The organism is Burkholderia sp. WSM2230 (assembly GCF_000472445.1).
In the GTDB taxonomy this organism is placed as follows: Bacteria; Pseudomonadota; Gammaproteobacteria; order Burkholderiales; family Burkholderiaceae; genus Paraburkholderia.
This window is the reverse complement of record NZ_AXAJ01000009.1, coordinates 221,189-235,494: the sequence shown is the minus strand read 5'-3', so window position 1 is coordinate 235,494 and position 14,306 is coordinate 221,189. Positions and strand designations below refer to the sequence as shown.

Sequence of the window (14,306 nt, the reverse complement as noted above, 5' to 3'; positions counted from 1 at the left end):
TTTGCTGTCAATATGCGTTCAACGTAAGTACCGGGCGCGTCAGTAGTTGGGCGTGGGCATGGTGGTCGGTGCGTCCATCGCGACGCCGAACCACTTCTTCTGCAGGGCGGCGAGGCGTCCGTCGTTGTGCATCTTCACGAGCGCCGCATTGAAGGCGTCGGCGAGCGGCTTGCTGTCCGCGTCCTTGCGCATGCAGTACGCGAAGTACACTTTCGCGCCGAACGGCGGTTGCACCACCGCGAAAGTTTCCGGGCGCTGCTTGGCCACATAAGCGATGTTGGTCATGGAGTTCGCGACTGCCGCAATGCGGCCGGCGGCGAGATCGGCATAGGCCTGGTTGTTGTCGACGTATTCGCGGATTTCAGGCTGCTTCGGCAAGGTGGCGACATATGCCTTCAACTGGTCGAGCTGCGCCGAGCCCTTGCCCGCGCCGACGGTCTTGCCCGCGATGTCAGACGATTGCTTGAGCGCCGTATCGTTCGCGCGTTTGAGCAGCGCGTCGGTGGCATCCGCGACGGGCAGCGTGTACGTGTAGCGCTCCATGCGCGCCTTGGTGACCGTGAGCGGGCCGCCCACCATATCGAACTTGCCTGCTTCGAGGCCAGGCAGCACACTGGGCCACGGCAGGTCGATGAAGCGCACTTTGACGCCCAGTTCCTTGCCGACTTCGGCGAAGAGATCCTTGTTGAAACCCGCTTGCTGACCGTTTTCGAGGAAGTCAAAAGGCGCGAACTGCATCTCGGTGCCGACCACCAGCTCGCCGGCTTTCTTCACCTTGGCCAATTGATCTTCCGCATGAGCGCCGACACTCGCCGCGCACAACGCCAGCATGACTAAACGACACTTCCAGCCTGCAAGGATGCTCATGAGATTCTCCAGTTGGCAAAGCGAGGTCGCACACGTGATGCATGCGCAAGCGGCACGAAATACCGGCTCGGCGCGAGTCATGCAATGCAGTATATACCGCAGTTTTTCCGCAAAATAAATAAACGCGCGAGTAGAGAAAAGCCCTTACATGCAGTGGCGCAAGTTCACTTGCGAGTGCGCTTTTGGCGGTATATACCACTGCAATGACCTTGCGCTCGCGCTCACTGTCCGACGCTATCACCGGAGTAACACAATGCCTGTGACCCGTATTCCGCTCATCGACTTTGCCGGCGTTCGCGCGGGCGATTCGCGTGCGTTGCAAGACGTGGCGCGGCAGATCCGCGAGGCTTGCACAACCATTGGCTTCTTCTACATCGTCAATCACGGCGTGCCGCAAGCGACTATCGACGCCGCCGCGCAAGCCGCGCGTACGTTCTTTGCATTTCCGGTCGAGACCAAGCGGCGCGCGGCGGTGAATCACCGGCATCGCGGTTTCAATGCGCTTGGCGATGCCACCATGTACCAGGCAAAGCGGCCCGATTACAAGGAGTTTTTCAGCATCGGACTCGAGTTGCCAGAAGACGATCCGGATGTGCTCGCAGGCCAGGCGCTGCGTGGACCGAACAACTGGCCGGATTTCATGCCCGGGTTGCGTCCCGTGTTGTACGGCTACTATGAGGCGGTGGGCGCATGCGGCGCCGATCTGTTGCGTGCGGTCGCGGTAAGCCTCGGCGTCGACGAGCATTTTTTCGCGTCGCGTTATACGAAGCGGATGCAGCGCACGCAAATGGTCTACTATCCGCCGCAGCCGCCCCAGTCCGACAAAGATCAGTTCGGCGTCGCGCCGCATACGGACTACGGTTGCATCACGTTGCTGTGGCAGGATCAGGTGGGCGGCTTGCAGGTGCGCGAAATCGCCAACGATACGTGGATCGAAGCGCCGCCCGTGGAGGGCAGCTTCGTGGTGAACGTCGGCGATCTGCTCGCGCGCTGGACCAACGACCGTTTTCGCTCGACGCTGCACCGCGTGATCAATGCGTCCGGGCGCGAGCGTTATTCGATCGCGACGTTCTACGATCCGACCTACGGCGCGATGGTCGACCCGCGCGATCTCGGCGCGAGTGCGGAAGACCTCAAGTATCAGCCGGTGGCGGCGGGCGACTATATTCTGGGGCGCATCAACGATTCGATGGGTTATCGAAAGAAGCACGCCGCGCAAACTACCTGAGCACAGCAAGGAATACTGCATGACGCATGACGACACCGCGTACGACGACGCGAACGCACGAGCCTGTACCGCGCCGCTTCCCGCCACGCTCGACGCGTTGCGTGCCGAACTCGGCGCCGATGCTGTGCGCGTTGGCGAGCAGATCGGCGAACGCGCGATGACCGACTGGACGCGCCACGCTCCGACGCGCCCCGCAGCCTTGCTGCTGCCGCGCAGCACCGACGAAGTCGCGCGCGCGCTTGCCATTTGCCACGCGGCGTATCAGCCTGTGGTGCCGCAAGGCGGCATGACGGGGCTCGCGGGCGGCGCGATTGCACGCGCAACGGATATTGCGTTGTCGCTGGAACGCCTGAGCGGCGTCGAGGAAATCGATGCGGCTTCGGCAACCCTCACCGTTCGTGCAGGCACCACACTGCAAACCGCGCAGGAAGCCGCTGCGGAAGCTGGCTTCGAACTCGCGCTCGATCTCGGCGCCCGCGGCTCCTGCCAGATCGGCGGCAATCTCGCGACCAATGCGGGCGGCAATCGCGTCATTCAATCGGGCACCGCACGCGACCAGGTGCTGGGGCTCGAGGTCGTGCTCGCCAATGGCGACGTGCTGAGCTCGCTCGGCAAGATGGTCAAGAACAATACCGGTTATGACCTGAAGCACTGGTTCATCGGTTCTGAAGGCACGCTTGGCGTCATCACGCGTGCGGTGTTGCGGCTTCATCCGCAACGAGCCGCGCGTCATACCGCGCTCGTCGCGCTCAACGGCTACGACGCCGCGGTGAATCTGCTTCGGCGCCTGTCGACGCGCTTTGGCAACGACATCGGCGCATTCGAAATCATGTGGCCGGACTTCTATGACTTCGGTGTGAAACTGACGGGCAAGCGCTCGCCGTTTGACAGCACGCATCCGCTCTACGCGCTGATCGAACATGCGAGCTTCGATTCGGGCGACCACGGCGAACGCTTTGCCGCTGCGCTGACCGAGGCGCTCGACGAAGGTGCGATACGCGACGCGGTAATCGCGCAATCGGTGGCGGACGCGCGCGCTTTATGGGCGATTCGCGAATGCACGGCCGAATTTCCCGTGCGGCTCGACGCGATCAACTTCGACGTGAGTCTGCCGATCAGCGTGATTGGCGACTTTGTCGAGCGTTGCCGCGCGGCGTTGAACGAACGCTGGCCCGGCAACGAATCGTATTTTTTCGGCCATATCGGCGATTCGAATCTGCATGTCACGGTGGACGGCCATTCGATTCCCGGCGTCGATCATCACGCGGTGTACGCGTTCGTTTATGAAATGCTCGGACCGCTGCACGGCTCGGTGTCGGCGGAACACGGCATTGGCTTGCTCAAGCGCGAGTTCCTGCCGATCTCGCGCTCGTCCACGGAACTGGCGGCGATGGCTGCAATCAGGCATGCGCTCGATCCGCACGGCATTCTGAATCCGGGCAAGCTGTTCTAGACTGCGGATTTTCAGTGCGCGTTCAGGTAGCTCGCGATAGCCGGATAAACATCGACCGCAGCATTCTTGCCGAAGATGCAGTCGATATGTCCATAGCCCGGAATCAGATGGCGCTCATAAGGCTGCTCGGGGAATGCATCGGCGAGCATTTCATAGGTCAGCGCGGTGCTTTTCGGCACATAGGTTTCGTTGCGGTCGCCGTGAATGAAACCAATCGGAATGCGCATGCCCTTCAGGCCTTTCATGCCGCGTGCGCCGCGCAGATAGACATCGTTCCCCTCAGCGTCGACGACCTTGCCCGCGCGCACCATTGCCGCCAGATGCCTGAACACGCCGACATCATGCACGCCGAGCAGTTCCTGCAGATTGGAATGAAGCGTCCCGTTCACCTGCGCGTGTTCGTAGAGCAGCCCGTACATGAAAGTCGCGCGATGGCAGATCGGATTGCCGCAGCCCTCGTCGTGATCGATGGGGTAGAGCCGCAGTGCTTCATCGAAAAGATTGTGCGGCCACCGTTCGTCTTTCGTGTAGGCGGTGAGATCGGTCACGCCGAGGTGCTGCATGATGTCCGGAATGTGCAGCCCCGCCTTGATCCGGCCGAGCGTGCCCGGGACCGGATGCGCTGCAACCTGCGAAATTACCGCCGAGCGCACGCCTTCTAGTCCCGCCATCAGCGACATGCTCAACGCGAGCCCACCCATGCAGTGGCCGAGCGCCTGGATAGAGGCCGCGCCGGTCACCTCGCGAATCTTCGCCACTGCTGCGGGAATGTCCTCGAGCGCGACTTTATCGACGTTGGTCGGCACGAACACGCTCGGCATTTCGATGCTCACGCGCAGATCGACGAGCCATACGTCGTCGCCCGCTGCGCACAGATACTCCACGAGGTTAGTGCCTATCAGATCCGTGGAATAGATGCGGCTCGATACGCCGGAGCCGTGAATCAGCAACACGGGACGCGCGTTCTTGCGCGCCGGATCGACATAGCGCGTGAGCCGCAGACGCGTGCGGTCCGGCGTCTCGAAGAAGAACACCTGCGGCGCCGGCGCGCGCAACGCGCGCTTCAAACGCGGTGCCGCTTCGGGGTCGTAATACTGCAAAGGCGCGGCCACGCCGCCGTATTCGCTAAACAGCACGCCCGCGAAGAACTTGCCGAACTTGAGCGTCCATTCGAGGCGGGTCTTCAGATCCGGCGCGTTAGTGACTTCTAGCGTGCGCTGCTGCTTGAGGAAATTCTCCGGCGTGATGATCAGCGTCGCATTGCCGATGGGCGGCGCGTCAGCTTTGGGTGCTTCGAAAACCTGCGCATAAAGCGTATTGGTTTGCTCCCACAACTCGAGCGGCGACGTGCGCGTGATGATCTTTTGTCCGATCAGATAGTAGGTCTTGCCTTCCACGGCGTTGAGCGTCATTCGGTAGTTCATGTTGCGCTCGTCGACATCCTGCGGGTCGACCACGAACAGATTGAAGGTGCCGTTGGAGATGGTCATCGGCTGCTCTGACAATGCGAGGCAGGTCAGCGTCCCGGCGGTTCGCGCCAGATGGTTCGGATCCCGAAGCATGACGTCAAGATCGTCGGACTCGACGGTCAGCGTGAATGCCATCGGGCTGGCCATGTCCTTGCTCGCGCCGGCCGGCGTGTAATGACCGACCATCGTTTCGGTGAAGCGCAAGCCGATTTTTTGCGCGGGCGGTGTCGCGGCGCTGCCTTTCGAATCGTAGTCGATGGTCCAGCCTCGCGACGCAGCGAGCAGCGCGCAGTTGCGCTCGGCGAGCGCGGAGATGGTCCACAGCGGATTGACGCCGAGCGACATCGGCATGACCGCGCCGTCCATCACGTAGAGGCCGTCGTGCACGCCCGTGCCGGACATGCCGCTGAACACGCGGCCCGTATCATCAACCACGCCGTGCGCGGCGTCCTCGCCCATCGGGCAGCCGCCGAGCGGATGCACGGTTACGGTACGGTTGCCGAAGATGTCGTTCGAAATCGGGTCGCGCAGGTATTTGCCGCCTAGCGGCACCGTCGCTTTCTTCAGCGTCTCTTCGACGGTGTCGTAAATCGGCTGCTTGCCGGCCTTGTCCCATGCGATGCGCGGCCGGCCCTTGTCGTTCACGCTGATCTGGCCGCTTTCGTCGTCGTGCGCCATCACGAGGTAGCTTTGCGTGTGGTTGAGCGCGCCGCGGTATGGACCATGCAGGACACCTTCGACAACGCGCGCATCGTACGCGAGTTGCTGCTCGACCGAGCGCGGTCCCGAGACGTCGACGCCCGAAAGCGGCGCGGCAGCGCCCAGCATGCCGACGAGCGCGGCGCCCACCGGCCCGGCGAGCGAGCCTTCCTCGATCACGAAACCGTCTTTGACGTCCGCCGTATTGCGATGATCGATCAGCCCTGTGATGGTCGGTCCCACAGGCGGGATCTCGCCTTCCAGATGCGCGCCCCAGCCGACGCCGTTGACGATGTCGTCGGTGTTATACGCGAAGGCCAGCACGTCGCCGTTGCCGGTGAAGCGCTGGCCGAGCATGCCCGATACGCTCAAGCCTTCGTTGCGCGAGCGCAATAGCAACGCGGTCGAGCCGATCGTTCCCGCCGACACGATGACGACATCCGCGTTCACGAAAAGCTCAGGCGCGTCGTAGCTCTCGCGCCCAAGGCGCACGAGTTGATAGCCCACTTGCCACTTTTGCGTATCCGGGTTGCGCGTTACCGAATGAACCGCGGCGCCCGTAAAAATCTGCGCCCCGTGCGAGACTGCATCGGGCAGATAGTTCATGTGCGTCGAATTTTTCGCGTCGTAGTTGCAGCCCGAATTGCAGTCGCCGCATCCTGTGCAGGCCTTCTGCGCGACGCCGGCCGCGTTCATGCGATCTTCAAAAGTGACGGTTACGGGCGGCGTGCTGAAGCGATCGCCCATGCCGAGTGCCTCGGCGGATTTCGCAAGCGCGAGCAGCTTCGGCAGTTCGCGGAAACGGCTCGGAACCGGCGATGGTTGCAACATGTCCCACGCGCGCTGATAGCCCTTGTCGCGGCCTGCCTGATCGCCGCGCAACGCAGCGGGCCAGCGCGTGTCGTCCCATAGGCGCGGATCGATCTTCAACGCGACGTTCGCGTTGATCAGCGAAGTGCCGCCGAGGCCGCAGCCGACCACTGCGTTCACGTCGTCGTTCACGTGCACTTCGAGCAGCGCGAGCGGCGAGCCGATCTGCGCGGCGGGCGTGTTGTACTGGATCTGGGCGGCGCCCTGAAACGGCGTGCGCGGATATTCGCCGGCCATGAATTCGCGCCCGCGTTCCAGCACGCACACGCTGCGGCCCGCGCGTGCCATGCGGCTCGCCGCAATGGCGCCGCCATAACCGGAACCGACTACCACCACTTCATAGTGCGATTTCATCGCCGTCACGGCGCTCGATAAGCGGTTCATACGCGACCACCTCGTCAGGAATCGATGCAGGGAAGGGACCGGGCGTCGGAAGGAAGACGGCGCGCTGCCGCGGCTTTTTTATCGTAGGCGGTGCGCGAGCACAAAAAAAGGCGCATCGTTGCAATGCGCCGCGCGGCGTTTATCGTGTTGTCGCGTTTATGCCTGTCCCGAGGCCTTTTTATGCAGTGTTACGCGGCCGCTTCATTCATTTCGCTATCGTTCGACTCGGCAGCGAGCAGATTCAGCGCGAGCAGAATCGCACTGCGATTGTCGATGTCGATCTCGATGCCGAGAACGTCTGTGAGCCAGCGGCCGATCTTCGTATTGGAAAAATCGTCGGCAGTGGCCGTCTTTTTCATGGTGACGCCGAGTTTGACGGCGCGATAGTGATAAGAGGGCACCCGATGCTGAGCCGCAACCGCCGACAGTCCGCCTTTGCCTTCGGAACACCAGCCGAGACTGCCGGCCAGCACGATCCGTTCGGGCTCGTCGAGACTTTCGATAAAAGCGCGCGCCGAGAGCCGCACCCGTTGTTCGTCGAGCCCGTATTGCAGCAGCACGCTTTGCACCGGGTCTTCCAATGCCTGGGCGTGCAGATCGATTTCCTGCGCCATGCCGTCGATTTCCATCGACACGTTGCGTTGATGGCCTGCGCTACGCAGGCAGTCGATCAGATAGCGGCGAAAGTACGCGCACAGTGCATAGCCGTTGGATGGCGCGCTGTCGGCGCACGCATGCGTTCCGGTGTGTCCGGGCGCAAGACGCAGCACCTTGGAATAAATGAACTGGGCGACCAGTTCTTCCTTATCTTCGCCGAGCGCCTGCAATTCCAGCGGATGGTAGGTGCGCAGTGCCCGCTTGACGAGTTCGACCATCGACACCATTTCGTCGGCGGACAACTGCGTGCGGCGGCGCCACAGATCAGGCAGGATCGCGTCGTCGAGATTGCGGACGAACTCGTGGCTCGGAACTGCGCCCATGAAGGCCTCCATTAGGGTAAGGCGACGGTAAGGCGAAAAGCGCGGCGAGCCCTGAGTGCCGGCGAAAAGTGAATGACGAAAACGTTGCGGCCGCGCTGTGTTTGTGAGGGCAGTATGGTCGTGCGCAACGGCCTCGCCTATATGGATTAAGTGTTAGCTGATGGGTAAACTGCCGGGTAAACCATTCGGCAGGACGCCCGTCATTCGTCTGATGAGAAAGCGCTCGCAGCGTGCCGCTGCATTGCCGCCGCTGCGTTGCAGTAAAGCTGTGCAAGCTCTTGCGCACTATGCCGGGCCCCGCTTCGCGCGAGCGCCAGGCTTTGGCGCCCATCACCGAATTCGCCCTGCCCGACAAGGAGACCGCGCGATGCGGGCTGTCCCGATCCAGCATGCAATCGACGAAGACCTGGTGCGCGTGCTGTACGCACAGGACCCGATCGCTTTCTTCTCGCACTGGTTTTCGATTGCGGTGCTGGTGGCTCTCTACTGGCCGGCGATACCGTCGCCGCCGCTCTTCATTGCCTGCTTCGGCTTCTATGCGGCGGCCAATTGCGCGGGGCTCGCGCTATGGATCTGCAACCGGCGCTATCCGCATCTGCTGTCGCCGCGCGGCTGGATCAACCTGCATGCAGTGCGCGGCGTGCTGCTCTACAGCGCGCCCGGCCTTGCGATCTGGTTCGCGTTCCAGAGTCCGCAAAGCGACTTGCCGCTGCTGCATACGGTGATGCTCGTCACGCTCGCAGCGGGCGTGTTCATGTCCAACGGCTTCGACCTGCTGAACTTCGCCACCGCGATTCCGTTTCTGCTGTTTCCGTCGATCGTGCTGCATTTCGGCATGCATACGTTCGACCGCACGATTCTTGCCATCGTGCTCGCGTTCTTCTTCTGCGCGATAAACGTCTATGCGCTCAGCTACCGCAAACTGTTCCAGCAGGTGGTGCAGGCGCGAGTCGATCAGCAGTACCTCGCGGAATCACTCGCGGTGCAAAAGCAAGTCGCGGAAGAAGCGAGTCTCGCGAAAACTCGCTTTTTCGCGGCGGCGAGCCACGATTTACGCCAGCCGTTGCATGCGATCGGACTGCTCGCGGCGTCGCTCAACGATCCCGCCGCGACGCCCGCGCAGCATGAGAAAACCGCCGAGCACATCGTCTACAACGTCGAGGCGCTGAACCAGCTGTTCGACCAGGTGCTCGATCTTGCGCGGCTCGAAAGCGGCGTCACGCAGGTAATCCGTTTGCATTTCCGGCTCTCCGAGCTGTTCGAGCGCGTGGGCAGTCAGTATCGTCCGCAGGCGGCGGCGAAGGGGCTCGCGCTGCGCATCGCGCCGACCTCCATGGTGGTTCACGACGATCCCGTGCTGCTTGAGCGCGTGCTGAGCAATCTGCTCTCGAACGCCGTGCGCTATACCGAGGAAGGTGCCATCTGGCTCGGCTTCCGGCGCGCGGGCCGAGCCATGGGCGGCTATATCGAAGTGCGCGATTCCGGCATCGGCATTGCGCCGGAAGAGCACGAGCGCATTTTCGAAGAGTTCTATCAGGTCGCGAACCCGCAGCGCGATGCGCGCCAGGGGCACGGTCTCGGCCTGCCGACGGTGAAGCGCCTCGTCGGCATGCTCGGCGGCGAGTTGCAGTTGCGCTCGGCACCGGGACGCGGCTCGGTGTTCCGATTTCCGGTGCAGGCGGGCGATGCGAGCGGCGTCGTCGCGAATCTGAACGAGGCGGTCGCGGGCGGTTCGGCCGCGCAAGGGCGGCGCGTGCTGTGCATCGACGACGAACCGTCGATTCTCGAAGGTCTGTCGAGCCTGCTCGGCCGCTGGGGTTGCATCGTGCACGGCGCGCGCGACGAAGCCGCCGCGTTGGCCGCGCTCGAAGACGGTTTTGTGCCCGACGCGGTGCTTTGCGATTACCAGTTGGCGAATCACCGGACCGGCGCACAGGCGCTTACGGCCGTGCGCAATGCGCTGGCGCGTGCCGGGCACGAGAACGTCGTGACGCTGCTGATTACGGGCGATATGGCGTCGGCGGAACTGACGGCTCTTGCGTTGCAAGGCATTCCCGTGTTGCACAAGCCAGTCACGGCGGCGCGCTTGCGGCGCACGCTCGACATGCTCTGGCAGCAGGCGGAACTGGACAAGGGGCGGGCGGCTTCGACGGTGTGAACCGTTACAGTGTTTTCCCCGCTTCGAGCCAACCATTGACCACCGCGATGGCCGTCGACCGGTTGTGCACGCCGAGCGCCCGAAAGATCACCGACAGATGCACCTTGACCGTGCCCTCGGCGACGCCCAGCTCGCGCGCGATCATCTTGTTGGTCCAGCCGCGATGCACGAGCCTCATGATGTCCTGCTGACGCGGCGACAGGTTCTCCAGCAGATGCTGCTGATGCGGCTGCAACGCCTGACCGTGCGCGACAGGTTCTGCGAGGGTGGCCGTGCTCTGTCCGGCCGAGGTCGCCGCTGCCTGCTGGGGCGCTGGAACGGCCGCGCGCTGCGCGCTTGCATCGGCGGATTGAACCTCGCGCGAGCCGAGCAGGCTCAGTGCTTCCATTGGGACATAGGCGCCGCCCGACAGCACGAGCTCGATTGCTTTCAGCATCACGCTTGCGGGCTGCCGCTTCGGCACGAAACCGAGCGCGCCCGCGGCCAGCACGGCGCGCATCTCGTCGGGCGACTCCTCCGCGGAGAGCACGACCACCGGCAGCGCGGGATTCGCCTTCAGGAGCATTTCCAGCGACGACGCGCCGCTCATGCCCGGCATATGCAGATCGACGATTGCGAGATCGTGATCGGCGTCGGGCCGCGCGGCCGCTGCCAGGGTTTCCCAGCTGTCGGCTTCGTCGAACTGGGCGTCGGGATCGAGCCCGCGCAGCATGCCCTTGACGCCTTGCCGGATCAGTTCATGGTCGTCCGCCACAAGAAACTTCATGATGTCTCCACGAGTCGAGCTTGCGTGTTGTGGACTACCGCCGTTGCCAGGTCCCGTTTTACTTCTATTGTCGTGAATCGCATCATTGCCGGCTACCCCGTGATCGTAAGCCGATCGGTTGGCGCCGCGGGCCTTGCGGCTCGTCGCGCCTTCATTCTCTGCTTGTGGCATCGCCGGCGCCACGTTTTTTCTCTGTGCTCTGCTGGCTGGTCTCTCTCGCGCATCGGCCCCGGCTTGCTACGTAGACGAGCCGCGCGCGCCGTTTTTTAAGCGGCGCGCACCGGATGCAAAAGGTTATGCTGGCCGGATCGGATTGCCCGCGACGGGCGTGCGCCGGCCCGTTATTTCACCGCAAAAAGCGTCGCATTCATCAGAAGCTTGAAGGCGTAACCGAGCGACATCGCCGAGCCCACGCCGAAGCACCACAGCGCGATGAACCAGAGCCAGCCCGGCAGCTTGCGCGCAGACTTAGTGATAGTGATGTTGGTCGCCATGACGCACCTTCCCGCGGAATACCCAGTAACCCATCGTCGTGTAGGCGATGATGATCGGCAGAATCACCACCGCGCCTACCAGCGTGAACGTCTGGCTCGAGCGCGGCGCAGCCGCTTCCCACAACGTTACGCTCGACGGAATCGCATACGGCCACAGGCTCACCAGCAAGCCCGCATAACCGAGCAGCACGAGCAGCAGCGCGAGCGCGAACGGCGTGTTGTGATGCCGCTCGCGCACCGCGCGGCGCATGAAAAACGCGCACGCTGCGACCATGAACGGCACCGGCAGCAGCCGGTAGAAGAGGCCGTCGTCGAACCAGCGTTGAGCGATGTTTGGGTCCTGTAGCGGCGTCCAGAGGCTCACGGTCGCAATGAAGCCGAGCAGCACGACAGTCAGCGGCCAGACCACGCGATGCAGGCGGCGCTGCAGATCGCCTTCGGTCTTTGCGATCAGCCAGCAGCAGCCCAGCAGCGCATAGGTGACGACGAGCCCCAAGCCCGTCAGCAGGCTGAACGGCGTGAGCCAGCCGAAGGCGTCGCCGGCGTAGGCGCCGTCGATCACCGGAATGCCTTGCAAAAACGCGCCCAGCGCCACGCCCTGGAAAAACGCGGCGCCCGCCGAGCCGCCGATAAAGGCGAGATCCCACATGTGCCTGGTGCGGTTCGCCTTCGCGCGAATCTCGAACGACACGCCGCGAAAGATCAGGAAGACGAGCATGAAGATCAGCGGCAGATAAAGCGCTGAGAGCACCGTCGAATACACCATCGGGAACACGGCGAAGAGCGCGGCGCCGCCGAGCACGAGCCAGGTTTCGTTGCCGTCCCAGACGGGGGCGACGGTGTTCATCATCAGATCGCGCTCCTTCTCGTCCGGGAAAAACGGAAAGACGATGCCTATGCCGAGGTCGAAGCCGTCCAGCACGACATACATGAACAGGCCCAGTGCGATGATCGCGGCCCACACTACAGTGACGTCCATTTTGTTTCTCGCAAGCAGCTTGGGTTAGGCGGCGTCGATCATCTGATCGGCGGCGGAGAAGGGCCGGCGCGCGGTCTGATCCGGCGTGTGGGCGGGCGCACCGTGCGGCGTCTGACCGGGCAGCGCCGGGCCCGAGCGCATCAGCTTGAGCATGTAGTAAATGCCCGTGCCGAACACGAGGAAGTAGACGACCACGAACGCCATCAGCGAAATGCCGACCTGTTGCGCGGTGAGCGGCGACACAGCCTGCGACGTGCGCATCACGCCGTACACGACCCACGGCTGACGGCCGGCCTCCGTGGTGACCCAGCCGGCGAGCAGCGAGAGGAAACCGCTCGGGCCCATGGCCACGGCAAAGCGTTGGAACCACTTCGATTCGAACAGGCGCCCGCGGCGGCGCAGCAACCAGGCGGCGACCGACATGGCGATCATCAGCATGCCGAGGCCCGCCATGATGCGAAAGCTCCAGAACACCACCGTCGAATTCGGCCGGTCCTGCGGCGGGAATTCCTTGAGGCCGCGAATTTCGCCGTCCCAACTATGTGTGAGGATCAGGCTGCCCAGGTGCGGAATCGACACCGCGTAGCGCGTGGTTTCCGCCTGCATGTCCGGGATGCCGAACAGGTTCAGCGCGGTGCCGCCTTTTTCGGTGTCCCAAAGGCCTTCAATGGCCGCGATCTTGGCTGGCTGATATTCGCGCGTGTTCAGGCCATGCTGATCGCCGACGAACGCCTGGATCGGCGTGAGGATGAGGAGCAGCCAGAGCGCCATCGAGAACATTTTCTTGACGGCCGGGTCGCGCCGCCCGCGCAGCAGATGCCATGCGCCCACCGCCGCGACGACCAGCCCGGCGACGATGAACGCCGCAAGCGCCATATGCGCGAGCCGGTACGGGAACGACGGATTGAAGATGATCTTGAACCAGTCGAGCGGCACGACCTGGCCGTTCACGACCTCGAAGCCTTGCGGCGTTTGCATCCAGCTATTCGACGCGAGAATCCAGAAGGTGGAGATCAGCGTGCCGATGGCCACCATCAACGTGGCGCCGAAGTGCGCGCGCGGGCTCACGCGCTGCCAGCCGAACAGCATGATGCCGAGAAAGCCGGCTTCGAGAAAGAACGCGGTCATGACCTCGTACATCAGAAGAGGTCCGGTGACGGGACCGGCGAAACTGGAGAATCCCGACCAGTTGGTGCCGAACTGGTAGCTCATCACGACGCCGGAGACCACACCCATGCCGAACGCGACGGCGAAGATCTTTGACCAGAACAGGCAAAGATCTTTGTAGTAGGCCTTGCCGGTTTTCAGCCAGCGCCATTCGAGCACGGCGATGAAGCTCGCGAGGCCGATGCTCAGCGCCGGAAAAACGATGTGGAAAGAGACGGTGAACGCGAACTGGATGCGGGCTAGGTCGAATGCCGAAATTGCGGAGTTCATGATGGTGAAGGCGTGATGCCGCTCGTTGCGGACTACGCGCGTCGACCGATGTCGGTGCGCACTGCGTTTCGCAGATGGCCGAAGATTAGGGCAACACGAAGATTTATGCTGCGGCGCGACGTGCGTCAACAAACCGCGTTGTTTTGTTCGGCTTTCGCTTTTTTGCGATGCAAATGGCTGATCTGTATCAGCTTTTTCTTATTGCTTGCGATGGCGTGTTCTGCGCTCGGTGGTGGGTGAGTGCGGCAATCGACCGCGTCGCAGCATAGGGTGGACGCGCGAAGTCGTGCGCTGCTCGTGGGGTGGCCGTGGAAACTCGGCGGCTGCTCGCAGAAGCGCAGGCGGTTGCACGGTTCTGTTCGGTTAGCTGCGCCTGTGGTTATATGACATCATATAAATGTGCAACCAAGCTCGCGCCTTTCGGGGCACAGTCAGCCGCGGGTGGCATCCAAGTACTCCGGGTAAATGCCTAGTTGAAATCCGATCCAGCATGGTTGATAGTACGTTATCGTACAACTACAC

At 62.8% G+C, this 14,306-nt stretch carries 10 protein-coding genes; 3 read left to right on the top strand and 7 right to left on the bottom strand.

Annotation, left to right across the window (positions count from 1 at the left end; all coding sequences use genetic code 11):
- Nucleotides 1–39: 39 nt before the first annotated feature.
- A complete protein-coding gene (locus A3AC_RS0119125; RefSeq protein ID WP_025600855.1) occupies nucleotides 40–867 on the bottom strand; it encodes a transporter substrate-binding domain-containing protein in 828 nt (275 codons plus the stop codon).
- 253 nt (nucleotides 868–1,120) lie between these two features.
- Between A3AC_RS0119125 and A3AC_RS0119120 the strand changes: the two genes are divergently transcribed.
- Complete coding sequence (locus A3AC_RS0119120; RefSeq protein WP_025600854.1) at nucleotides 1,121–2,095, top strand: isopenicillin N synthase family dioxygenase; 975 nt, start codon at nucleotides 1,121–1,123, stop codon at nucleotides 2,093–2,095.
- A 19-nt stretch (nucleotides 2,096–2,114) separates the two neighbouring features.
- Entirely contained in the window at nucleotides 2,115–3,548 is a 1,434-nt protein-coding gene (locus A3AC_RS0119115) for an FAD-binding oxidoreductase (protein WP_025600853.1), read from the top strand.
- A gap of 11 nt (nucleotides 3,549–3,559) precedes the next feature.
- Here the strand turns inward: A3AC_RS0119115 and A3AC_RS0119110 are convergent, their stop codons facing one another.
- Together A3AC_RS0119110 and A3AC_RS0119105 are read right to left on the bottom strand one after the other, a co-directional pair.
- On the bottom strand, nucleotides 3,560–6,970 hold the full coding sequence (locus A3AC_RS0119110; protein WP_025600852.1) for an alpha/beta fold hydrolase: 3,411 nt from the start codon (nucleotides 6,968–6,970) through the stop codon (nucleotides 3,560–3,562).
- A 188-nt stretch (nucleotides 6,971–7,158) separates the two neighbouring features.
- Nucleotides 7,159–7,950 (bottom strand): hypothetical protein, encoded by a 792-nt coding sequence (locus A3AC_RS0119105; protein ID WP_025600851.1) that lies wholly within the window; start codon nucleotides 7,948–7,950, stop codon nucleotides 7,159–7,161.
- Between the two features lie 367 nt (nucleotides 7,951–8,317).
- Between A3AC_RS0119105 and A3AC_RS0119100 the strand changes: the two genes are divergently transcribed.
- Nucleotides 8,318–10,108: an ATP-binding response regulator gene (locus A3AC_RS0119100; RefSeq protein ID WP_025600850.1), complete on the top strand. Its 1,791-nt coding sequence runs from the start codon at nucleotides 8,318–8,320 to the stop codon at nucleotides 10,106–10,108.
- A gap of 4 nt (nucleotides 10,109–10,112) precedes the next feature.
- Here the strand turns inward: A3AC_RS0119100 and A3AC_RS0119095 are convergent, their stop codons facing one another.
- The 4 genes from A3AC_RS0119095 to A3AC_RS0119080 form a co-directional block, all read right to left on the bottom strand.
- Nucleotides 10,113–10,874 carry a response regulator transcription factor gene (locus A3AC_RS0119095; protein ID WP_025600849.1) on the bottom strand — a complete coding sequence of 254 codons (762 nt, stop codon included), beginning with the start codon at nucleotides 10,872–10,874 and terminating at the stop codon, nucleotides 10,113–10,115.
- Nucleotides 10,875–11,215: 341 nt separating this feature from the next.
- Complete coding sequence (locus A3AC_RS30730; protein ID WP_013343120.1) at nucleotides 11,216–11,368, bottom strand: hypothetical protein; 153 nt, start codon at nucleotides 11,366–11,368, stop codon at nucleotides 11,216–11,218.
- The gene (cydB, locus tag A3AC_RS0119085) at nucleotides 11,343–12,347 is read right to left on the bottom strand and encodes a cytochrome d ubiquinol oxidase subunit II (RefSeq protein ID WP_025600848.1); all 1,005 of its coding nucleotides are present in this window, start codon (nucleotides 12,345–12,347) and stop codon (nucleotides 11,343–11,345) included. The genes A3AC_RS30730 and cydB overlap by 26 nt, the downstream gene beginning before the upstream one ends.
- A gap of 24 nt (nucleotides 12,348–12,371) precedes the next feature.
- Nucleotides 12,372–13,784 carry a cytochrome ubiquinol oxidase subunit I gene (locus A3AC_RS0119080; protein ID WP_025600847.1) on the bottom strand — a complete coding sequence of 471 codons (1,413 nt, stop codon included), beginning with the start codon at nucleotides 13,782–13,784 and terminating at the stop codon, nucleotides 12,372–12,374.
- Nucleotides 13,785–14,306 lie beyond the last annotated feature (522 nt).